Origin of the sequence: Cohnella hongkongensis, assembly GCF_042654645.1 — a bacterium.
GTDB classification, from domain to species: domain Bacteria; phylum Bacillota; class Bacilli; order Paenibacillales; family Paenibacillaceae; genus Cohnella; species Cohnella hongkongensis.
This window is the reverse complement of sequence record NZ_JBHSEP010000003.1, coordinates 323,947-344,739: the sequence shown is the minus strand read 5'-3', so window position 1 is coordinate 344,739 and position 20,793 is coordinate 323,947. Positions and strand designations below refer to the sequence as shown.

Genomic DNA, 20,793 nt, shown 5'->3' with positions numbered 1-20,793 from the left:
CCGGTTGACGGCAGGCTGGTCATTTCATTTTATCCGGTCCGATTCCGATTTTGTCCGTTTTATGAACGATCTTGACTTTGCGGCGGAAAGCCGCAAGCCAGGGTGACCGCCGTCACAGAGCGCCTCTTCCTGTCGATGTACATTGGACTACGAGTCCGACCAGACAGAGAAGGATGAAAGGAGCTGCTCAGATGCAGGATGCCAAAAAGTTTCAGTTGCCTTTGCAAACGGTAAGCTTGGTATTGGGATTTATGGTGTGGGTGATTTTGTCTTCGTTAATGCCTTTTATTAAAGAGGATATTCAACTGACTTCATCGCAGCTGGCATGGGTGACGGCGATTCCGGTCCTGATCGGCTCGGTTATGCGCATTCCGTACGGCTATTGGACGAATCGGTACGGAGCGCGCAAGCTGTTTATGATCAGCTTTGTTTTACTGTTGGCTCCCGTTTTCTGGGTGAGTCTGGCAGACTCGTTCGTCGACCTGATCGTTGGCGGCGTGTCTCTCGGCATCGGCGGCGCCGTATTTTCGGTAGGCGTCACATCGTTGCCGAAGTATTATCCGAGGGAACGGCATGGCTTTGTCAACGGCATCTACGGGATCGGCAACTTGGGGACCGCCATTTCCGCTTTCGGAGCTCCGGTGCTGGCCAGTTCGATCGGATGGTCGAAAACGGTGATGTTCTACAGCGTGATGCTCGTCCTGCTGGCCGGGCTCAACTTCCTGATCGGAGACCGGAAGGAAGCGCCGATTCGGACGCCGATTATGGAGCAGATTAAAGCGGTATCCGGCAACGAAAAGCTGTGGTTCCTGTGCCTGTTCTACTTTCTGACCTTTGGTTCGTTCGTTGCTTTTACGGTATACCTGCCGAATTTTCTGGTGAGCCACTTCGGTCTGGAGAAAGTGGACGCGGGCTTGCGCACGGCGGGCTTCATCGTGCTTGCTACGGCGATGAGGCCGGTTGGAGGCTGGCTGGGCGACCGCTTTAATCCATTCAAGATTTTAATGCTCGTATTCGCCGGACTAACGGTGGCTGCGGTCGTGCTGTCCTTCTCGCCGTCGATGGAGCTATATACGGTCGGCTGTTTGACCGTGGCGCTGTGCGCGGGGACCGGCAACGGGACGATCTTCAAGCTCGTTCCGCTCTACTTCACCAAGCAGGCGGGCATCGCCAACGGGATGATATCGGCCATGGGCGGCTTGGGCGGCTTCTTCCCGCCGCTGCTGCTTACGGCGATCTATAATCTATCCGGACAGTACGCAATCGGCTTTATGGCGCTTTCGCAAATTGCCTTAGCCAGCTTCGTGCTGGTCAACTGGATGTTCTTCCAGGACAAACTCAGACTATCCGCCAACATTTTGGAGAACACGATCGAAGCGATTCTGGTTACGGATACGAATGGCGTCATTACATCGGTTAACCCCGCCTTTACGGCGATTACTGGCTATACGGCCGAAGAGGCGATCGGCCGGAAGCCGAGCATTCTGAAGTCCGGCAAGCAGGACAAGAGCTTCTATGACGAGATGTGGCGCTCCCTTCGGGAAAACGGCTACTGGCAAGGGGAAATCTGGAATCGGCGGAAAAACGGAGAGATCTACCTGGAATGGTTAAGCGTTACGGCGATCAAGAACGATGCCGATGAGGTGAAGAACTATGCGGGCATGTTCAGCGACATCGGCTCGAATCGACGAACGGTCCGGGAAGGGTGAAATGACGCAACAGCAAAGAAATGGCGGTGCGAGGGTTATCCCTGCATCGCCATTTCTTAATATCGAAGCCTTAGAGAAAACCAAGCGTTTCTTTCGCTTCCATCGACATCATGCGGGGGGACCATTTCGGTTCCCAGACGATGTCGACATGGACGTCCGCTTGGCCCGTTCGTTCCGCCAGCACCCATTTGACGCCTCCGGCGATCGTATCGTGCAACGGACAGCCGGGAGTCGTCAGCGTCATCTTGACGTAAATACGATCCGGCTCTTCGCGAACCTCGTAGACGAGGCCGAGATCCACGATGTTGATGCCCAGTTCCGGGTCGTAAACTTCCTTTAACAGCTCGCGCAGACGTTCTTCGCTATGAGCCACTGCAATCAACCCCATTTCATTAGAATTAGCGGGCGAATACGAGCCCGATCAACGAAATATAGGCGATGGAAAGCAAGGATAAAGCTGTACCGGCTATCGAGATCAGCGTCGGCGAGCCCGACGAGAGCCCCGCCAGAAGGACAAGGCTGGCTGCGGCGATCGCTGCCAGTCCGAGGTTTGCTTTATTTTCGTCCAGCAGGTCGGCCATCAACGGAGTTCCGGGCTTGCCGGCTTGCTTTCCGTACTTGTGCGTCCACCAGAGGAAGGGAACGATTTTGGACGCGTAGCCGAGAATCGTGAAGGAAACCCATCCGCCCAAATAAGCCCATCCCGCTACGACAACGGAGCGGCTTTGGAGCAGCCGTTCCGGATAGAGGAGCGCATAGACGAGCAGCGCGATCGTCATGCAGGCGAACGCCTGGCTGGCGTATATCGACCACTTGATTCCCGGTCCGGGATTGCGCTTGTGCCGTTTGCTCTTGATCTGCAGCAGGTGCAGATTGTACAATACGGCCGCCGCCGCAAGCAGAAGCAGCGCCGATTGGATCGCCCATATGCTCCAGTCGGCCAGAAATGCGAGCGCGCCGATCCATACCGCGGCATTCCACAAGAGCGTGACGGCGCTCTGCAGCTTTGTCGGATAATCGTGCGCGAGGTAGAACATAGGCAGCATTTTGTAGCTGAAGCCGGTAATCAGCAGACCGAACCAGCCGATCGTTCCGAGCCAGATGTGAGCGCCGAACAGGTTATCATGGTGCCCCGCCCATATGCCGGTGGCGAAGTTCAGTCCCAGCGCCATCCCGGACAAGCCGGTCAGCAGCAGGCAGATGACCGAGCAAGCCGCGCTGATCGTGATCGCATTCCACTTCGCAGCTCGCAACAGCGTCGCGCCGATATTCCAGGCGAACGCGACGATGCCGCAGAAGGCAAGCGAGGCGAAGGCGGCGATCCAGAGAACCTCGCCCCGCATAAAGCCGATCAGCAGACCGGACAGACCGACGGTGAACAGCGCATAGTGCGCGTAGCCAAGCCCTTCGCTGTACAGCGAAGATTGCAAAATCACATTGATCAGTTGATATACGGCGCCCATGGCCAGCATGGTCGCCCATCCCAGAACGAACAAATGAATGTGGAACCAACCGTTCGGACCGCGCACTTCCTCGCCCAGCCACCCGGATAACGAAAGCAGGGAAGCCGCATGGAACAGCACGAATCCTGCGATCCCCGTTACGATAAACAGAAAGGGGAGACGGGACATCGTTCTCGCCTCCTTACGCTTTACGTATTTTCACCTTGGCCGATCCGTCGGGCTGCTCCTCCACCGTATACGGATAGCCCAGACTGTGCAGCTCTTCGATCAGGAACATCGGTACGCGGTCGTTGTGAATGAGCACTTCATCTCCGGGCCGGCAGCGATCGAGCGCGGACAACGTGCGGATCATCGGCTTGGGCGGCTCCAACCCGCGGTTGTCCAGAACGATCGAGCGGGGCTCCCCCTCTGGAGCGGGAGCGTCTCCGCTGACATCGGGCGCTTCATTTTCATCCGCAGCTTCATCCTCGGAAGCCCCTTCCTCGAGCCAGCTTCTGTTTTTCTTGTTCACGAAAGTCGAAATCCAATGCTCCGGACCGATCTGTTCGGCTTTTCCCGCGAAGCCCTTCACTCTCAGCACGCCGAACAGCGGCGTCGGCTTGAAAGTGGCGTGGAGGACGAAGATATCGTCTTTGCCGAGGGTTTTGACCGAATCCATAATGAGTTGGAACGGCTCCATCTTCTTGCGAAGATAGGGCCTGACGTCCAATTCGACGACTCTGGCCTCTTGTCGCTCCATCCTTGCTCACCTCCTCGATTATCCGGTCTCCCGTTGCTTGGCCGCCTCGTACAAGCCCGCCATGCCGCCGTACAAAGAGTAGAAGAAGGAGTCGGGTGCGTCCAGCGAAAAGGAAGTGTACTCCTTCGGGTCGATGCCGAGCATGCTCTCGAACAGCCGGGCCGAGTCGTAGGCGTAAAAGCAGAAATACGTATAGTGAAACTCGGGCATTTTCTCGTAAATCTTCACAATCTCGGAAGCATACTCGTCGATATGACGGGCCGCCTCCCGAACCATAGAGACCGCATCCTCCAACGTGACGGTAATTTTGATCGTCCTCTCGTCGACGATATCGACGGCTGCCATCAGACTTTTCCGATTTTGACCTGGAAGACGGCAGGCCCGCGTTCAATGTAGTCCCATGTAAAATGCTCCGGGTGATTCGCTTCGAACTGATAACGCAGAGGGACGGGATCATGATCGTTGATGAGCAGCATAGACTCGTTCGTCGCCAGACGCTCGAACGTTTCGAAAATGACTTTGTGCTTCAGATGCGGCGGATATTCCGTAGCGTTAACGGTAGCGGCATAGGAACTCATTTTACATTCCTCCTCGGGAGTAGATGCCTTACGCCTCTGATTATAGAGCAGGCGGTTCCCGGACTTTGTGACCGCGATCACATATGGAGCGGATTTCGCGCCTGAAGGCTTGCGCAGAGTGATGTCAGTCACAGCCTGAGAGGGACGGTGAACCTATACTTATGGAGCATTCATGGAGAGGAAAGGGACGAGGCGTATGGGGAGCGGCCGGAGGAAAGCCGGACAACGGAAGCAGCCGCTGCATCCGGAAAAGGTGAACATTCGCGGCTATGCGATGGGGCGGGATGTCGTGTTTCTTGTGACGGGAGGCGAGGCGCACGTCGGCGCGGCGGCGACGGCGTACTGGCCTGAGGGGGAAGACGGCGTTCGCAGCGGCGTGATGTCGCTTCCCGGACACCGCGAGGACGATCTGGCGGCCGAGCTTGCGATGATGGCCGCTCAGGCTCTGCGCCGCACAGCCGTCGTCGTGGCGGGCATCCACCTGCACCGGCCGTCCGCACAAGAGATTGAAGAGATCGTTGCGGAGGCGCGCGAGCGGATGAGACAGGTTCTCGTCGAATGGGAGGACCGGGCAAAGGAGAGCGGCGCGAATGGTGAAACGTCTCATTGACCCATTCGGCAGCGTTCACGATGGCTTGCGCATTTCGCTGACGGATCGCTGCAGCCTGGGCTGCGTCTACTGCATGCCGGAGAACGTTCGGGCTTATCGACCCGATCAGCGGGCCTCTCTGCGGCGGCTGCGGTCGAGGCGCTGTTGCGGCAAGCGTTTGTGTCGATTTGATGACGGGGTGATGCCGGTCACAGTTGGTCGAAAGCGCTCGATGTTACATTGAACTACGGATTTAGGATGAGACCGTCCGATGATGAACATACTCCGCACCCAGATAAGGAGGAGAACGATGGGCAAGTCGAGAACGCCATTGTTTCACAAGCTCAAATACTTTGCCAAACGGGAACAGCATGCCGACGGTTGGAGCGAGGTGTCGTCCGCCGATCGGAATTGGGAAGACGTGTACCGCAGACGGTGGCAGCACGACAAAGTCGTGCGCTCGACGCACGGCGTTAACTGCACGGGCTCGTGCAGCTGGCAAATCTACGTCAAGGACGGCATCGTCACCTGGGAGAATCAGGCGACGGATTATCCGTCCACAGGCCCGGATATGCCCGAATTCGAGCCGCGCGGCTGCCCGCGGGGCGCTAGCTTCTCCTGGTACTTATACAGCCCTCTGCGGGTGAAGTATCCTTACATTCGCGGGGTTCTGCTCGAGCTGTGGCGGGAAGCGCTGCGGCGGGAGGGCGATCCGGTGCGGGCCTGGGCCAGCATTGCAGGCAATCCCGAGCTTGTCAAGAAGTACAAAACCGCCCGCGGCAAAGGAGATCTGGTGCGCGCCTCCTGGGAGGAGGCGACGCAGATGATCTCCGCGTCGATGATTCATACGATCAAGCAGTACGGGCCCGACCGAATTATCGGATTTTCTCCGATTCCGGCGATGTCCATGGTCAGCTATGCGGCGGGATCGCGCTTCCTGTCGCTGGTCGGATCGCCGCTGCTTAGCTTTTACGACTGGTACGCGGATCTGCCTCCGGCTTCGCCGCAAATCTGGGGCGATCAGACCGACGTGCCGGAGAGCAGCGATTGGTTCAACTCCGGCTACATTGTCGTTTGGGGCTCCAATCTGCCGATGACGCGGACGCCGGACGCCCACTTCCTGGCCGAGGCCCGTTATCGCGGCACAAAGGTCGTCTCCGTCAGCCCCGATTACGCCGAGTTCGTCAAGTTCGCCGATACGTGGATGTCGGTCAAGCAAGGGACGGACGGCGCGCTCGCGATGGCGATGGGACATGTCATTCTGAAGGAGTTCTACGTCGAGAAGCCGACGGATTATTTTATTCAGTATGCCAAGCAATACACGGACTTCCCCAATCTGGTCCTGATCGAAGAGCGCAACGGCGGCTATGCGGCGGGACGCTTCCTTGTCGCGGACGATCTGGGCGAGAAGGGCAACAACATGCAGTGGAAAACGGTCGTATACGACGACGACAGCGGCGCGCTTGCCGTGCCGAAGGGCAGCCTCGGGTTCCGCTGGGGCGAGGAGGGCGCCTGGAACTTGCGGATGGAGACGGCCGATGAGAGGCGCCCGATTAATCCGCGGCTGTCGCTGCTGGGCGTTCACAACGAAACGGTGACGATCAGGCAGCCTTACTTCGACGACGACGGCCGGCATGTCATGGAGCGGGCGATACCGGTCAAGCGAATCGTCAGCGGCGGCAAGTCGCTGACCGTCGCGACCGTCTACGATCTGGTGCTGGCCAAGTACGGCGTCGATCGCGGGCTGGAAGGGGCGCGGCTGGCGGAGGAAGAGGAGAACCGGCCGTTCACTCCCGCCTGGCAGGAGAAAATTACGGGGGTCGATCGCGAGACGGTCGTGCAGATCGCGCGCGAATTCGCGCGCAATGCCGACGAGACGAAGGGCAGATCGATGATTATTGTCGGCGCGGGCATCAACCACTGGTATAACTCGGACGTCATCTATCGGGCGATTCTGAATCTCGTCGTCATGACGGGCTGCGAAGGCGTGAACGGCGGCGGCTGGGCCCATTATGTCGGGCAAGAAAAGCTGCGCCCTGCGGAAGGCTGGCAGACGATCGCCTTTGCCAGAGATTGGACAGGGCCGGCGCGGCTGCAGAACGGAACGTCGTTCTTCTATTTCGCGACGGATCAGTGGCGCTATGAGGAAACGGCGATGGACAGCCTGATCTCGCCGCTCGCCGACAAAGCGCGCTATGCGCATCCGGCCGACTATAACGTCCTGGCGGCAAGGCTTGGCTGGCTGCCATCCTACCCGCAGTTTACCCGCAATTCGTTGGAGCTGTACCGCGACGCGCAGCGGGCGGGGGCCGGAACCAAGGAGGAGATCGCCGCCTATGTGGCGGACCAGCTCCGGTCTCGGAACCTGAAATTCTCGATCGAGGCTCCGGACGATCCGGCGAACTTCCCGCGCGTGCTGTTCGTATGGCGGGCGAATCTGATTTCCAGCTCGGGCAAAGGCCACGAATACTTCCTGAAGCATCTGCTCGGAACGACCAACGGTCTGCTAAACGACGACGCCAACAGCTTCAGGCCGGAGGAGATCGACTGGGCGGAGCAAGCGCCGGAAGGCAAGCTGGATCTGATGGTGAATCTCGACTTTCGGATGGCCGGAACGGCGCTGTACTCGGACATCGTCCTGCCGGCGGCGACCTGGTACGAGAAGAGCGACTTGAGCAGCACGGACATGCATCCGTTCGTGCATCCGTTTAATCCCGCGGTGTCCCCGCAATGGGAATCGCGCTCCGACTGGGACATTTTCAAGGAATTGGCGCGTACGTTCTCGGCGATGGCCGGCCAGCAGTTCGAGCAGCCGCAGCATGACATCGTGGCGACGCCGCTGCTGCACGATTCGCCGGACGAGCTGGCGCAGCCGCAAGGCCGCATTCGGGATTGGAGCAGGGGGGAGTGCGAGGCGATCCCGGGGCGTACGATGCCGCACATCCACGTGGTGGAGCGCGATTACGCAGCCGTCTACGAGAAGATGATCGCGCTTGGTCCGCTGGTCCGAGACAAGCCGATAGGCACGAAGGGAATCGCCTGGTCGGCGGCTCCCGAGTACGAGAAGCTGAAGCGCGTGCTGGGTATGACAAGACAGGGTCTGGCGGAAGGCTGTCCCGATCTGAGCACCGACCGCAAGGTGGCGGAGGCCATTCTGACGCTGTCCTCCACAACGAACGGCCATATGGCGGTTCGCGCCTGGGAATCGCTGGAGAAGAAAACGGATCTGCAGCTGAAGGATTTGGCGGAGGAACGGGCGGAAGAATGCTTTACCTTCGAGGAGATTACTTCCCGTCCGAAGACGGTTATTACTTCGCCCGCCTTCAGCGGTTCGGAGAAGGGCGGACGGCGCTACTCCCCGTTCACGACCAATGTGGAGCGGCTTATTCCGTGGCGGACACTAACTGGCCGGCAGCAGTTCTATATCGACCACGAAATGCTGCACGAATTCGGGGAGACGCTGGCGACGTTCAAGCCGACGCTGAAGCATACGCCATTCCACCCGGACAGCAAGCGGCCGGTCGAGGGTGGCAAGGAAATCGTGCTGAACTACATGACGCCGCACAACAAATGGTCGATTCACAGCATGTACTACGACGCCTTGCCGATGCTCACGCTGTTCCGCGGCGGACCGACGGTATGGATGAATCACGAGGACGCCGTCGAGGCGGAGATTGCCGACAACGGCTGGATCGAATGCTTTAACCGCAATGGCGTAGTCGTCGCCCGCGCCGTCGTCTCGCACCGTATTCCGCGAGGCGTTGCCTTTATGTATCACGCTCAGGATCGGCACATCAACGTGCCTGGAACGCCGATCTCGCAGACGCGCGGCGGAACGCACAACAGTCCGACCCGCATCCATATCAAGCCGACGCACATGATCGGCGGTTACGCGCAACTAAGCTACGGCTTTAACTATTACGGCCCGACCGGCAACCAGCGGGATCTGCATGTCATCATTCGCAAGCTGGAGGAGGTGATCTGGCTTGAAGATTAAAGCCCAGGTCGGCATGGTGATGAATTTGGACAAATGCATCGGCTGCCATACGTGCAGCGTAACCTGCAAGAACACATGGACGAACCGCCCCGGCGCGGAGTACATGTACTGGAACAATGTCGAGACGAAGCCGGGCATCGGTTATCCGAAGCAATGGGAAGATCAGGAGCGGTACAAGGGCGGCTGGGAGCTGAAGAATGGCAGGCTGGAATTGAAATCGGGAAGCCGGAGCAAGCGGCTGCTGAACATTTTCCACAATCCGGATCAGCCGACGCTGGACGATTATTACGAGCCGTGGACGTACGAATACGAGAAGCTGACGAACAGCCCGGCCAGGAAGCATCAGCCGACAGCAAGACCGAAGTCGAAGGTGACCGGCTCGTACATGAATATCGAGTGGGGGCCGAACTGGGAGGACGATTTGGCGGGAGCGCATGTCACCGGGCTTGAGGACCCGAATATGCGAGGCCTGGAGCAGGAGATCAAGATGGATTTCGAGCAAGTGTTCATGATGTACTTGCCGCGCATATGCGAGCACTGTCTCAATCCGGCTTGCGTATCGTCCTGTCCGTCGGGAGCGATGTACAAGCGGGACGAGGACGGCATCGTGCTGGTCGACCAGAACGCGTGCCGAGCGTGGCGGTTCTGCGTGTCGAGCTGTCCTTACAAGAAGGTGTATTTCAACTGGCAGACGAACAAGGCGGAGAAGTGCACGCTGTGCTTCCCGCGGATCGAAGCCGGTCTGCCGACGATCTGCTCGGAGACGTGCGTCGGACGCATTCGCTATCTCGGATTGATGTTTTACGATGCGGACAAAGTCGAGGCTGCGGCTTCGGTGGAGAACGAGCAGCATCTGTACGAATCCCAGATGGGCGTTTTCCTCGATCCGCACGATCCCGAGGTGATCCGGGAAGCGCGCAAGGAAGGCATTCCGGAGGATTGGATCGAAGCGGCGCAGCGCTCGCCGATCTATAAGATGGTCATGGAGTGGCGGATCGCGCTGCCGCTGCATCCGGAGTACCGTACGCTGCCGATGGTGTGGTACGTGCCGCCGCTAAGCCCGATCACGAACCGGATCGAGGGAAAGGGCAGCTCGCTGGACCCCGACGACATTTTCCCGGCGATCGACAACATGCGGATTCCGGTCGAATACTTGGCCAACCTGCTGACCGCCGGCGATTCGGAATTGATCCGGGAGGTGCTACGCAAGATGGCGGTCATGCGGATTCATATGCGCAACAAGCAGACCGGACGCGTCAGCGACCCGGCTATGCTGGAGGAGATCGGGCAAAGCGCGCAAACGGTGGAAGACATGTATCGGCTGCTGGCGATCGCCAAGTATGACGACCGCTTCGTCATTCCGCCGGCTCACCGGGAACAGGTGGCCGATCTGTACAACGAGCAGGGCGGCTGCGGTCTGGACTTCATGGGCGGACCGGGCGCTTGCGGCGTATTTTGACCGAGGAGGAGCTGCGGATGAATATCAAGACGACGCAAGCGATGTGCGGGCTGCTTTCCTATTTGTTTCAGTATCCCGATCCGTTCTGGCGGGAGCAGCTTCCGGTCTGTCGGGAGGAGGCGCAAGCCTTCCCCGATCCGGAGGCGCGGCGGATATTGTCGGCATTCGTGCAGCTGGCGGAAGAGACGGACGACATGCAGTGGCAGGCCGGCTATGTTCGCGCCTTCGATTTCGGGAAGAGGTCCAATCTGTATTTGACTTACGCGCAGCACGGCGACGAACGGGAACGCGGGCCGGCGCTGCTGGAATTGAAGCGGCGTTATGCCGCCGTCGGCCTCGAGCTGACCGGAAGCGAGCTTCCCGATTACCTTCCGCTGGTGCTTGAATTCGCGGCGGTTGCGCCATGGGATGCGGCCGAAGCCGTATTGGCGGGAAGGGCCAGGGCGCTGCAGTCGATTGGTCGTGAGCTGGCGGAAGCGGCAAGCCCATATTCGGCATTAATCGAGCTGCTCTTGCGGCACGTTCCGAACGAGCCGCCTGCGCAAGCTCTGGAGCCGGTCATGGCGACGAGAGGAGGGAGCTGAGCGGATGGATCTGTTCCTATGGGGGGTTCTGCCCTATATTGTTTTGACGCTCTTTATTGCCGCGATCGTCTGGCGGTACGTGACGAACCCGTTCGGTTGGACGTCCAAGTCGAGCGAAATGCTGGAGAAGCGCAAGCTGAAATGGGGGAGTCTGCTGTTTCATTACGGCATTCTCGCCGTATTCTGCGGACATGTCGCGGGCTTGCTTGTGCCTGTAGAGGTGTACCGGACTCTGGGGATCAGCGACGAGCTGTACCATCTCGCGGCGGTTGCCGGCGGCATGCCTGCAGGCATCGCGGCGTTCGTCGGCTCGCTGATTTTGCTGTACCGCAGATATGCCGATCCTCGCATTCGCGCGACGAGCAGCTTCGGCGATCGGGTCGCGATCATCGTTCTCGTCATCGTCATCTTCACCGGGCTGGCGGCGACGACGGCCAATTCGCTTAGCCACAGCGAGTTCGATTATCGAACGACGATCAACCCGTGGCTGCGCGGAGTGCTCGCCTTGCAGCCGGAACCGGCGCTGATGGAGACGGTGCCGATCGGGTTCAAAGTTCACATTGTCACAACGTTCGTGCTGTATCTCGTATTCCCGTTTACCCGCCTCGTGCATGTGTTTAGCTTGCCTCTCGGCTACTTAAGAAGAAGCTATGTGCTGTATCGTCGAAGAGGCGGTTCGGTATAATCGAATCAGAGCATTCTTGTATCCTCCTGAACGCCGGATGCGGACGCACCGGATTCAGGAGGATTTTGGCATATTTCGGACGCACCGGACTCTGAAGGACTTTGGCATATTTCGGGAGCATCGGATTCAGGAGGACTTGGGCGTCCGGAAAGCGGCCTTCGATGCGAGGCTACATTCGGCACAGCTCTTTGGGACATAGTTCGCAGCGGCATATCGACTGCAAGTAGGGCATGTCCGTAACGGTAATGATTCCGTCTTGGATGACGATCGCGCCAGCCCGTTTCAGATCGCTCAGCATGCGGTTGACGCTTTCGCGCGCGCAGCCGATGTGGTCGGCCAACTCGCCGTTCGTCATTTTAAGCCCGATGCGGATGCCGATGTCGGTGCTGGTTCCGTACGTGTTGGACAAGCGGATCAGGGTGGAACAGAGCGCGCCGGGCTTGCCGAGCATGACCAGATCGCGGAATTTCGTCTGGGTCAACCGGTGCATAAAGCCCATCCAATACATGAACTCGATCGCCAGGTCCCCATGCTGCCACAGCAGAACCTCCAGATCGCTTCGCTGAATGACGCCGATGACGCACTTTTCGATCGTCGTGGCCGAGAAGGGATGGGGGAGCTTGGAGCCCGAATCGAACTGGCCGAAAAAATCGCCCTCATGGAACAGCGACATAATGTACTCTTTGCCTTCCTCCGAAAGCTTAGTTAATTTCACCTTGCCCGATTGAATGAAGAACAGGCTGCTTGACGTTTCCCCTTCGCGAAATACGGGAGCGTGGGCGCTCAGGTTCTGAAAGTACATAATCTGTTTTAATTTCTTCATATTATCGCAGGAAAAACAAGAAGAGTTTTGAACGGAGTGGATGTCGGGCTGTCTGTATACGGTGAACATATGAGACACCTCCAGGTTACGTTGGTGTAAGTATAACAAAGGAACCGAAGGTCAAGTGTGATTCATCTCACACCGGGGGAGGCGAGATCGAACGAAGTGTGTTCCGCGTCACAGAGGGAGCTTATCTTTGCGCCTATACTGTGAGTGAACCCACTATAAGAGATGAAAGGATGGATCGGAGATGAGCCAACGCTTTAACGGAGAGGAGACCGTCGGCGCGATCGTGGCCGATTTTCCGGGAGCCAGCAACTTGTTCAAGGAAATGAAGATCGACTTCTGCTGCGGAGGGAACCGCGCCTTGTCGGAAGTTGTCCGCGCTCAGGGGTTGAACGGAGACGACATCCTGACCAGGCTGAACGAGAGCTATGCCGAGGCGGCCGCCAGAAGCGAAGCCCGCGGCGTGGACTGGCGGGAGGCGCCGATCCCGGAGCTTGTCGATTATATCGTCGATCGCCATCACGCTTATTTGAAGAAGGAGCTGCCGCTGCTTAGCGAATTCGTGACGAAAGTGCTTCGCGTCCACGGTTCCGAGCATGCCGAACTGGCTGGTCTGCACAAACGGTTTCATCAGATGAAGATCGAACTCGATCAGCATTTGATTGCCGAGGAGGAGACGCTTTTCCCGCTGCTGAAGCAATTTGCCGCCGAGCCGACGCCGGAGATGCGGGAGAAGGCGGCCAAAAACTTGGACGATCTGGAGAAGGATCACAGCGTTGTCGGAGACTATTTGAAGGAAATGAGAGAGATCACAGACGGATACGCATTGCCTTCAGGAGCCTGCAACACTTACGTTCTCGCGTTTCGCAAGCTGGGCGAGCTGGAGTCGGATCTGTTCGAGCACATCCATCTGGAGAACAACATTCTGTTTCCTCGAATAGCGCACGAATCGGCCTGAGTCGGCTTACTTGTGCTCTTTTAACAGCTTTAGCGCTTCCAGGTCGATGATGACGATTCGGCCGCGCTCAATCTGCAGCAGCTCTTCCTTGTTGAACTGGTTGAGCAGCCGATTGATCGTCTCTCTTGTCGTCCCGATCGAGTTGGCAATTTCCTGGTGGGTCATCGGAAGATTGATCGTGATTTTGTTGTCCTGTATATCGCCGTGCTGCTCCGCAAGCTGAAGCAGGAAGCTCAGCACCCTATGCTTGACGTCCTGTCCCGACAACACCTGAAGCTTCTCCTGCAGCTCGCGGATTTTGTCGCCCATTACGCGCATTATCTTGATCGTAATCGCCGGATGGTTCATCATTAACCGTTCGAATGAGCGGACCGGGATCGCGAGAAGGCGGGTATCGACGATCGCTTCCGCCGTGGCCGGATAAGGATTCTGGTTGAAGAAGCCGGTATGGGGGAACATGTCTCCGGATTTCAGGAAGGAAACGATCTGTTCGTGCCCGTTTTCATCCGTCTTGTAGGTTTTCACCAAGCCGTTCTGTATAAAGAAGACGGCCTCCTTCTCGCTGCCTTCGGTAAAAACGGTAGCCCGCCTCGCTGCGGATCGGGAGATTGTAATCTCTTCGACTCTCTCCAGCTCCTGCGGGGTCAAATCGTGGAACAGCGGAACCTTGTGCAGAAATACGGACGGCTTTTCCATTTTCATGAATACCCTCCTTGCGCTTCGAATTCACGATCTAGGGGTGGACGGATCGACTTTCTACAGCATAATGAATTTTCGATCGATTGGCTGTGAGTTATGTCATAGAGTCGTCGAGCCGGCGAGGACGATAATGGAGAAACAAACCCAATTATTCCACGATGATCCGGAGGCCTGAGAGATGTTGGATACGACTCATCGATTGACGATTGAAGAGAGAGTCAGTCTCTCCGGCGTCATTCTGGCCGGAGGGAACAGCCGAACGGTAGGCGGAGCGCATAAAGCGCTGCTTCCGATCCGTTACGAGAAGCTGGTTAACGTCCAGCTCCGCGAAATGAGGCGGATTTGCCCGGAGACGATTCTCGTTACGAACGAGCCGCGAACTTTCCTTCCGGTCGTAGGCAGCGAGGTGAGAATCATTACCGACTTCTACGAGAACAAAGGACCGCTCGGCGGCATTCACGCCGCGCTGTCGCTGGCAAGCTGCGCGAACGTCTGGGTTGTCGCCTGCGATATGCCGTTCGTCTCGTCGCTGGCGGCCCGGCTGCTGCTTGAAGCAAAGGAAAACACGGGCAGTGAAGCGGCTGTTCCATATATGAACGAGCGGCTGTATCCTTTGCACGGCGTTTACGATAAGAAAATCGCCGGCCGGATTCCGCTGCTGTTCGCCAGAGGGCAGATCGGAATCGGCAGCTTTCTGGATATCATCCGCTGCGAGAAGGTGGCGGAATCGGAATTTGCCGCCCGAGGAATCGATTCGCGATTTATTCTCAATATTGATTCTCCGGAGCAATACGCGCGTCTATCGTCGACGGACGTTCAAGCTGTTGAAGGCCAGTAACGGAGGGAGGGGGAGACTGCAGCCGTGAGAAAAAAGAAAATCGTCATCCCCCATGAGCATGGCGGCTGGGCTATGGTGAGCGTACCGTTCCTGACCGGAATGGCGGCGGGTACTCCGCAATGGATTCATTTGCCGCTCTTTATCGGGTGGCTGCTCCTCTATTTGGCCTCGTACCCGCTCTTGCAGGCCGTGAAGAGAGCTTCGAACCGAGACGATATGCTCCGATGGGGAGCGGCGTACGGCGCAGGCGCCCTTCTATGCCTGCTTCCGCCGCTCGTCGGCAATCCGTCGCTGCTGTATTTCGGAATCCCGCTGGCTGCGCTGCTAGCGGTCAATGTGTGGCATTCGAGACGGAAGTCGGAAAGAGCGCTGCTCAACGATTTGTGCGCCATTCTCAGCTTCTCTCTCGCCGCCGGAGCGGCGTATTTGGCAGGAGGCGGCAGCTGGGGCGCCGCCATGACCGCGATCGTGTTGTTCAACTTCCTTTATTTTACGGGCACCGCGTTCTTTGTCAAAACCGTGTTCAGAGAACGGTTGAACGCCCGCTGGGTCGTGTATGCGCAGGCATACCACATATGTATTCTCGCCGTTCCGTGGGCGATCGGATCCCCGCTGATGACCGTTCCCTTTGTGTTCCCGGCATTGCGGGCGTTCGTCTTCGCCGGCAAACCGATGAAACCCGCCAAGGTCGGTATGCTGGAAATCGTCGGCGCGCTGCAGTTTTTGATTTTGACTATTCTCTTGTTTTCCTGACGGCTTCAGACAGCCTGTTTTGAGTTTCTTTGATTGAATAGACCTTTATAGGTTAGAAACTCAAAGCCAGAACTCGCGGCAAACCATTCCCTTTCTCCGTTGCACTGGGCTGGCTCGATGATGTTCTTTGGTTCAACCTTTCTCAAGAGCCTACGAGGCAGGGACTCAAAGCAAGAACTTGCCTCGCAAGCTTGTTGCCTTCAACTTCACCTGATTACGCCCAATAGTATCGCCGCACGAGCTTATTGCCGCCAAATTACGCCCAATAGTGTCGCCACAAGGACTAATTGCCGCCAACTTCGCCTGGGTCTATTGATGTAGACAAGGGTCCCTCCCGCCGGATGCAGCAGCGACGGACGGGACCCTTTGGCGCTATTTGAGCTGCAGCGTTTCCTCTTTCAACCGTTTGCGCGTATTCCAATCGAAGCGCCGTGCCTTGCTCCAAAAATTGAACTGCCCCGAATAACAGCCTTCTTCGTCGACCCGTATTTTTTTGCGGGCAATCATCTTGACATAGCCGATAACTCTGCTGTAAGTAGCGAGGTCGTCGCTGCCGCAGACCGGACAATTCGCGAGGTTTTTCCCGTCGTCGGCCACGATCTGCCGGCTGCACGACAAGCAGCTTGTCAAAGTTGGCGTCAAGGTAATGTACTGGATCGGTTTGTCGAATATTTTCTTCAAATAATTCGCCAGCCGCTCGGGCGGGACTTTGCTTTCCAGAAAGTGGTGAAGGATGCTTCCGGAGGTGGCGTAAGCTTGAAATTCAGCGCTGTTCTCCAACTGCCGCATGAAGTCGTCCTCGCTGAAGGGCAGCATGCATCCCGACGTCAAATACACGTTCTCCCCGGAGCCTTGCACGAAGATGCCGCGGTTGCGGCTTCGCGCCCACTTCACGTCGTGGCGGGCCAGCTTGATCGCCGCGTTCTCTCCGGGCGCGTATTCGATACCGCAGGCGACGCGATCTCTAACGATAAAATCGTTGATCCGCTCCGTTATAAACTGCATAATCCGATGCGCCAACCGTTTGCCTTCCTCGTTGTTCATTCCTCCCGCATAGCCGATGTTGATCAGTCCTTCGTGCATGCCCGCAACCCCGAACACGTTGAAATAATTGGACAAATCGCGGTTAAACGCAAAGAAGGTCGGGTAAAGCTCCTTATTCCGTTCGATCCATCTCCGCTTGGCCATATGACCTTCCTGCATGATGTTCAGCAGCTCGGCGATTTTCGCGAACAGCTGGTTTTCGTCATGGGCGTATTCGAGCAGCACTCTGTTCAAATTCAGGTTCAACACCTGCACTGCCCCGGTAGAGCCGGTCGAGCTGCCGAAAATTCCGCTGCCGACTCTGGACAGCACGTTCAGATCGATCTGCAATCGGCAGCACAGGCTGCGGCTTGCCTCCGGATCGCGCGGTTTCAAATAGGGGTTAAGCTGTCTGTAACGTTCGTTCAGGAACGGGGCGGTTCGGAAATTTTCGAAGTATACGCCGCCCCAGCGATACATGCCGTCAAGCAATTCCAGAAACAGGCCGTTGTCGTAGTCGAATTCGTCGTCGATCGGCACGGTCAGCAGCGGGAAGGTGAACGGAATGCCGTTGCCGGCGCCCTGCATCATCACTTCGATGACGGCGCGGTTGATCCGATCGAAGTAGGAGGCGGGTATATCGCGGTACCGAATATCGAGCGGCGCTCCGCCGATAATCACGAGCTCGTCCTTGATCTCGTCGGACGGCTTGCCGAACTCGAGCGTAATGTTGGTAAAAGCGGACTGGGAGCCTCCGCGCAGCGGCATATTCATCTCCCAGATCAGACTTTGGAACAATTGCTCCAGATCGTCCTCCGTAAATCGGCGCCCGCTAATTTGTTCCTCGGCATACAGATAAGAGGCCGAGACGGTGGTCATTTGCGCCAGCATCACCGCGCCCGACACTTGCTGGGACATCAGCACGACGACGTTGCTGAAGTGCCGGAGCAGCGTATCCAGCTTGCGGGTCGGTTTGGAAGACATCATGTTTTTTGCCAATGTGGGTATGCCCCTGGCGGCGATGTCTTTGCACGAGACGCTCAGGCAGTAGGGGCTGAGCTGTTTGTCGTGAATGTAGACGACGCCGTCCCGATAAAGCTTGGTCAGACTGGCCGGCAGCACGTTCTGCAGCAAGTACTCCTCCTCGGAGAAGTTGGTCAGGTTATGCCGGAGCAGAGGGAGGGAGTAGACAAAGTTGCTGTTCTCCCGCTTCAGATAGTCGGCTTGCTTCGTTTCCGACGGGGAAGTAAACGTATCGATAATTTCTTCCGTGTGACGAAACATGGCGGTTCCTCCATTCAAGGGTGATGAGGCAGCCGCGCTTGCGGCGGATAATACGGATTCAGAAAATAGGGAACGCAGCTGTTGTGACGGGCATTCAATTCGTCTACAAAACCGCGTATTAACGCGAAATATTCGTCGCTGAGCAGCGGATATCGAACGGTTCGAACTTGGCTGACTGCGCTGTTGTGACGGATGACGGCTTCGATGGATTCCAGCATATCCAGACATAGCCGCCTGGAGGGTACCGTCCCGATAATCGCTTCGTAGACGTCGGCATCCTCCTCGGGATCCAGACAGTGATAGGGAAGCTTCATATCGATATGTACGCCGTCGACCAGCTTGCCGTCGAGCAGCAGGCGCAATTTTCGCGGAAAGGCGCCGTTCGTATACACGATGACGGAGCCGTCGAACGCTTCGCGAACCTGACGGAGAAAATCGACGATCTCGGAAGCGTTGTTCATGAGAAACTCTCCGCCGCTTATGAGCAGGGCGTCGAACAGTCCGGCGCTGCCCCGAATGCGTTCGATCGCCTGATCGGCGGTTAACCGGCTCCCGTCCGGGGCGGCCGCGATCAGATCGTCGTAATTGTGGCAGCCGACGCAGCGCATATTGCAGCCGTTCCAGCTATGGATCAGCAGAGATACGCGCTTGGGCAGATCGTCGAAAGTACGAATGAAACGGGGGTAGAAAGCGAGCATGCGCATCTCCTTTCGTCAAACAGCATAAGAATGGTGAATCCCTCCTCTTTTGATTATCACACTATATATAGGTGTTGTATTTGGATGATAATACAACATATAGGGATAGTAAAGTGATGAAAATCACAATGCTGGCGATTTGTGCCATCCTTCCGAAGGGAGCGGCTTTCTCGCGCTGCCGAATGGTGCTGCTGCCATCGGTCCTCCGGAGGACGGGAGGGCCCTTGCCTGCAGGACGTGACAGACCTCACATCGCGCGGTCAGCGGGTATGGTAAAGTAACGATCAAACCCATCACGTAGGAGAACCTTAAAATGACAGAAGAGCAGCGGCAATGGAAGACTTCCCGGTATACCCGCTTCGTGCGGATTGCCGGCAAAGGAGGGATGCTCTACAATTCCTACACCGGCGCGATTGCGGCCGTGTCAGCCGATGAGCTGGAGGAAACGGTCCGATGGCTTGACGACGGAACGGCAGCCCGGGAAGAGGTGGGACTGAAGGCGGAATTATGCGCCGCCGGATTTCTCGTTCCCGCCGACACGGATGAATGGCGGCGGGCCGGACAGTTCCACGAAGCGCTCAAGGAGGCAAGATCGATGCATCTTGTCTTGCTGCCGACAGAGGCCTGCAACTTCCGCTGTTCGTACTGCTATCAGAAATTTCAGCGGGGAACGATGACAAGGGACGTCATCGAAGGTCTTAAGGCGTACGTTCGGGAAGCGGCGGAGCGAATCGACCATCTGTCGGTCAGTTGGTTCGGGGGAGAACCGCTGCTTGCGTTCGACGCGATCATGGAGCTATCCGACAGTTTTATGGACAGCTGTGCGCGAAACGGAGCCGGTTATTCCGCGGATATGTCCACCAACGGCTACGGGCTGACCAAGGAGAAGCTTGTTCAGCTGGCCGAGCGACAGGTTCGGCGATACATGGTGACCGTCGACGGCAAGGACGAGGTTCACGATCGCAGAAGAAGGCTGGTTGGCGGCGGACCGACCTACCGGACGATTATCGACAACCTGCGGGAGCTTCTCTCCCTGGACGACGCTTTTACGGTCGATCTGCGCGTCAACTTTGACGAAGACAACGTGGGCCGCGTAAAGGAATGGCTTGACGAGTTGTCCGGATTGTTGCGCGGCGACCGTCGCTTCGGACTGCTCGTAAGACCGATCGGAAGATGGGGAGGGCCTCGGGACGCGCTCCTCCCCGTCTGCGACAGGACGAGCTCCGACCGGCACTTATGGGAGCTGGCCGGCTACGGCCAGCAGGTCGGGCTGCCGCTCAGCGAGGCGATCGCCGACGCGCTCATGCCGGCCGGATCCGTGTGCTACGCGGCCAAGCCGAATTCGCTCATTGTCGGAGCCGACGGACAATTGTACAAATGCTCTGTCGCGCTCGACGACGAGGCGAATCAAGTCGGCAAGCTGAACAAAGACGGAACAGTAGTGCTCGATCCCGACAAAATGGCGTTATGGACGGACTCCGGCGAAGAGCAGGACGAGGTGTGCCGATCTTGCTTTTATCGGCCCGCATGCCAGGGCAACCACTGTCCGCTCTATCGGATGCGGACCGGCAAGCGGCCCTGTCCCCACGAGAAGAGGAAGCTTGGGCGCGTGCTGGCCTTGCTCTGGAAGAACGACGCCGGATACGAAGGAGGCGAACAGGATGAAGCTGATTAGACCCCCGGTTGCGGCAGCGCAAGCGTTGAAGTCGGGAAAAATGATGAAATCGGCCCCCGGGAACTTGAAGTAACCGATGAAGGACGGAGGGAGCGCCGTGAACCGAGCGCTGTGGGCCGGAACGCGCCGATGGCGCGATAAGCGGTTGAAGGCGGGATGGGCTGTCCGGCTGCAGCATGAAGCGGGCACCGCTTGAGGCCGGCACCCGTGCTTGATTTGTAACGCTTCGTACT

19 protein-coding genes are annotated in these 20,793 nt (G+C 57.6%); 10 read left to right on the top strand and 9 right to left on the bottom strand.

The window, feature by feature from the left end; all coding sequences use genetic code 11:
• Positions 1–191: 191 nt before the first annotated feature.
• Complete coding sequence (locus tag ACFO3S_RS07080) at positions 192–1,709, top strand: MFS transporter (protein WP_378093781.1); 1,518 nt, start codon at positions 192–194, stop codon at positions 1,707–1,709.
• Between the two features lie 70 nt (positions 1,710–1,779).
• On the opposite strand, the gene ACFO3S_RS07075 is transcribed toward ACFO3S_RS07080, so the two are convergent.
• From ACFO3S_RS07075 to ACFO3S_RS07055, 5 genes are read right to left on the bottom strand one after another with little or no spacing between them, the layout of a single operon-like run.
• Positions 1,780–2,082 carry a metal-sulfur cluster assembly factor gene (locus ACFO3S_RS07075; RefSeq protein WP_378093779.1) on the bottom strand — a complete coding sequence of 101 codons (303 nt, stop codon included), beginning with the start codon at positions 2,080–2,082 and terminating at the stop codon, positions 1,780–1,782.
• A 25-nt stretch (positions 2,083–2,107) separates the two neighbouring features.
• Positions 2,108–3,340 carry a hypothetical protein gene (locus ACFO3S_RS07070; RefSeq protein ID WP_378093777.1) on the bottom strand — a complete coding sequence of 411 codons (1,233 nt, stop codon included), beginning with the start codon at positions 3,338–3,340 and terminating at the stop codon, positions 2,108–2,110.
• A 13-nt stretch (positions 3,341–3,353) separates the two neighbouring features.
• Positions 3,354–3,911, bottom strand: coding sequence for a DUF2249 domain-containing protein (locus ACFO3S_RS07065; RefSeq protein ID WP_378093775.1), 558 nt, complete (start codon positions 3,909–3,911; stop codon positions 3,354–3,356).
• Between the two features lie 18 nt (positions 3,912–3,929).
• Positions 3,930–4,256 carry a hypothetical protein gene (locus ACFO3S_RS07060; protein WP_378093773.1) on the bottom strand — a complete coding sequence of 109 codons (327 nt, stop codon included), beginning with the start codon at positions 4,254–4,256 and terminating at the stop codon, positions 3,930–3,932.
• Positions 4,256–4,489: a DUF2249 domain-containing protein gene (locus ACFO3S_RS07055; protein WP_378093771.1), complete on the bottom strand. Its 234-nt coding sequence runs from the start codon at positions 4,487–4,489 to the stop codon at positions 4,256–4,258. Before ACFO3S_RS07055 ends, ACFO3S_RS07060 begins: the two co-directional genes overlap by 1 nt.
• 172 nt (positions 4,490–4,661) lie before the next feature.
• Here ACFO3S_RS07055 and lpdD point away from each other — a divergent pair, with 172 nt between their 5' ends.
• From lpdD to narI, 5 genes are all read left to right on the top strand, one after another.
• The gene (gene lpdD, locus ACFO3S_RS07050) at positions 4,662–5,099 is read left to right on the top strand and encodes a prenylated flavin chaperone LpdD (protein WP_378093769.1); all 438 of its coding nucleotides are present in this window, start codon (positions 4,662–4,664) and stop codon (positions 5,097–5,099) included.
• Between the two features lie 289 nt (positions 5,100–5,388).
• Complete coding sequence (locus ACFO3S_RS07045; RefSeq protein WP_378093767.1) at positions 5,389–9,075, top strand: nitrate reductase subunit alpha; 3,687 nt, start codon at positions 5,389–5,391, stop codon at positions 9,073–9,075.
• A complete protein-coding gene (gene narH / locus ACFO3S_RS07040) occupies positions 9,065–10,534 on the top strand; it encodes a nitrate reductase subunit beta (protein WP_378093765.1) in 1,470 nt (489 codons plus the stop codon). The genes ACFO3S_RS07045 and narH overlap by 11 nt, the downstream gene beginning before the upstream one ends.
• 17 nt (positions 10,535–10,551) lie before the next feature.
• The gene (gene narJ, locus ACFO3S_RS07035) at positions 10,552–11,118 is read left to right on the top strand and encodes a nitrate reductase molybdenum cofactor assembly chaperone (protein ID WP_378093763.1); all 567 of its coding nucleotides are present in this window, start codon (positions 10,552–10,554) and stop codon (positions 11,116–11,118) included.
• Positions 11,119–11,122: 4 nt separating this feature from the next.
• Positions 11,123–11,803: a respiratory nitrate reductase subunit gamma gene (gene narI / locus ACFO3S_RS07030; protein ID WP_378093761.1), complete on the top strand. Its 681-nt coding sequence runs from the start codon at positions 11,123–11,125 to the stop codon at positions 11,801–11,803.
• Positions 11,804–11,972: 169 nt separating this feature from the next.
• On the opposite strand, the gene ACFO3S_RS07025 is transcribed toward narI, so the two are convergent.
• The gene (locus ACFO3S_RS07025) at positions 11,973–12,695 is read right to left on the bottom strand and encodes a Crp/Fnr family transcriptional regulator (protein WP_378093759.1); all 723 of its coding nucleotides are present in this window, start codon (positions 12,693–12,695) and stop codon (positions 11,973–11,975) included.
• 181 nt (positions 12,696–12,876) lie between these two features.
• Here ACFO3S_RS07025 and ric point away from each other — a divergent pair, with 181 nt between their 5' ends.
• Positions 12,877–13,590 carry an iron-sulfur cluster repair di-iron protein gene (gene ric / locus ACFO3S_RS07020; RefSeq protein WP_378093757.1) on the top strand — a complete coding sequence of 238 codons (714 nt, stop codon included), beginning with the start codon at positions 12,877–12,879 and terminating at the stop codon, positions 13,588–13,590.
• A gap of 6 nt (positions 13,591–13,596) precedes the next feature.
• Here ric and ACFO3S_RS07015 read toward each other — a convergent pair whose 3' ends face one another.
• On the bottom strand, positions 13,597–14,292 hold the full coding sequence (locus ACFO3S_RS07015; RefSeq protein WP_378093755.1) for a Crp/Fnr family transcriptional regulator: 696 nt from the start codon (positions 14,290–14,292) through the stop codon (positions 13,597–13,599).
• Between the two features lie 175 nt (positions 14,293–14,467).
• Between ACFO3S_RS07015 and mobA the strand changes: the two genes are divergently transcribed.
• Together mobA and ACFO3S_RS07005 are read left to right on the top strand one after the other, a co-directional pair.
• The gene (gene mobA, locus ACFO3S_RS07010; protein ID WP_378093753.1) at positions 14,468–15,127 is read left to right on the top strand and encodes a molybdenum cofactor guanylyltransferase; all 660 of its coding nucleotides are present in this window, start codon (positions 14,468–14,470) and stop codon (positions 15,125–15,127) included.
• A gap of 24 nt (positions 15,128–15,151) precedes the next feature.
• Positions 15,152–15,880 (top strand): YwiC-like family protein, encoded by a 729-nt coding sequence (locus ACFO3S_RS07005; RefSeq protein ID WP_378093751.1) that lies wholly within the window; start codon positions 15,152–15,154, stop codon positions 15,878–15,880.
• Positions 15,881–16,252: 372 nt separating this feature from the next.
• Here ACFO3S_RS07005 and nrdD read toward each other — a convergent pair whose 3' ends face one another.
• Both nrdD and ACFO3S_RS06995 read right to left on the bottom strand, forming a co-directional pair.
• Entirely contained in the window at positions 16,253–18,187 is a 1,935-nt protein-coding gene (nrdD, locus tag ACFO3S_RS07000; RefSeq protein ID WP_378093749.1) for an anaerobic ribonucleoside-triphosphate reductase, read from the bottom strand.
• A 14-nt stretch (positions 18,188–18,201) separates the two neighbouring features.
• The gene (locus ACFO3S_RS06995) at positions 18,202–18,885 is read right to left on the bottom strand and encodes a radical SAM protein (RefSeq protein ID WP_378093746.1); all 684 of its coding nucleotides are present in this window, start codon (positions 18,883–18,885) and stop codon (positions 18,202–18,204) included.
• Positions 18,886–19,198: 313 nt separating this feature from the next.
• Between ACFO3S_RS06995 and ACFO3S_RS06990 the strand changes: the two genes are divergently transcribed.
• A complete protein-coding gene (locus ACFO3S_RS06990) occupies positions 19,199–20,560 on the top strand; it encodes a radical SAM protein (RefSeq protein WP_378093744.1) in 1,362 nt (453 codons plus the stop codon).
• Positions 20,561–20,793: the final 233 nt, after the last annotated feature.

Excerpts from the sequence above, each read along its gene's own strand:
- ACFO3S_RS07080 (WP_378093781.1), top strand. The coding sequence starts at position 192 with ATGCAGGATGCCAAAAAGTTTCAGTTGCCTTTGCAAACGGTAAGCTTG.
- ACFO3S_RS07070 (WP_378093777.1), bottom strand. The coding sequence starts at position 3,340 with ATGTCCCGTCTCCCCTTTCTGTTTATCGTAACGGGGATCGCAGGATTC.
- ACFO3S_RS07065 (WP_378093775.1), bottom strand. The coding sequence starts at position 3,911 with ATGGAGCGACAAGAGGCCAGAGTCGTCGAATTGGACGTCAGGCCCTAT.
- ACFO3S_RS07060 (WP_378093773.1), bottom strand. The coding sequence starts at position 4,256 with ATGGCAGCCGTCGATATCGTCGACGAGAGGACGATCAAAATTACCGTC.
- ACFO3S_RS07055 (WP_378093771.1), bottom strand. The coding sequence starts at position 4,489 with ATGAGTTCCTATGCCGCTACCGTTAACGCTACGGAATATCCGCCGCAT.
- lpdD (WP_378093769.1), top strand. The coding sequence starts at position 4,662 with ATGGAGAGGAAAGGGACGAGGCGTATGGGGAGCGGCCGGAGGAAAGCC.
- ACFO3S_RS07045 (WP_378093767.1), top strand. The coding sequence starts at position 5,389 with ATGGGCAAGTCGAGAACGCCATTGTTTCACAAGCTCAAATACTTTGCC.
- narJ (WP_378093763.1), top strand. The coding sequence starts at position 10,552 with ATGAATATCAAGACGACGCAAGCGATGTGCGGGCTGCTTTCCTATTTG.
- narI (WP_378093761.1), top strand. The coding sequence starts at position 11,123 with ATGGATCTGTTCCTATGGGGGGTTCTGCCCTATATTGTTTTGACGCTC.
- ACFO3S_RS07025 (WP_378093759.1), bottom strand. The coding sequence starts at position 12,695 with ATGTTCACCGTATACAGACAGCCCGACATCCACTCCGTTCAAAACTCT.
- ric (WP_378093757.1), top strand. The coding sequence starts at position 12,877 with ATGAGCCAACGCTTTAACGGAGAGGAGACCGTCGGCGCGATCGTGGCC.
- ACFO3S_RS07015 (WP_378093755.1), bottom strand. The coding sequence starts at position 14,292 with ATGAAAATGGAAAAGCCGTCCGTATTTCTGCACAAGGTTCCGCTGTTC.
- mobA (WP_378093753.1), top strand. The coding sequence starts at position 14,468 with ATGTTGGATACGACTCATCGATTGACGATTGAAGAGAGAGTCAGTCTC.
- nrdD (WP_378093749.1), bottom strand. The coding sequence starts at position 18,187 with ATGTTTCGTCACACGGAAGAAATTATCGATACGTTTACTTCCCCGTCG.
- ACFO3S_RS06995 (WP_378093746.1), bottom strand. The coding sequence starts at position 18,885 with ATGCTCGCTTTCTACCCCCGTTTCATTCGTACTTTCGACGATCTGCCC.
- ACFO3S_RS06990 (WP_378093744.1), top strand. The coding sequence starts at position 19,199 with ATGACAGAAGAGCAGCGGCAATGGAAGACTTCCCGGTATACCCGCTTC.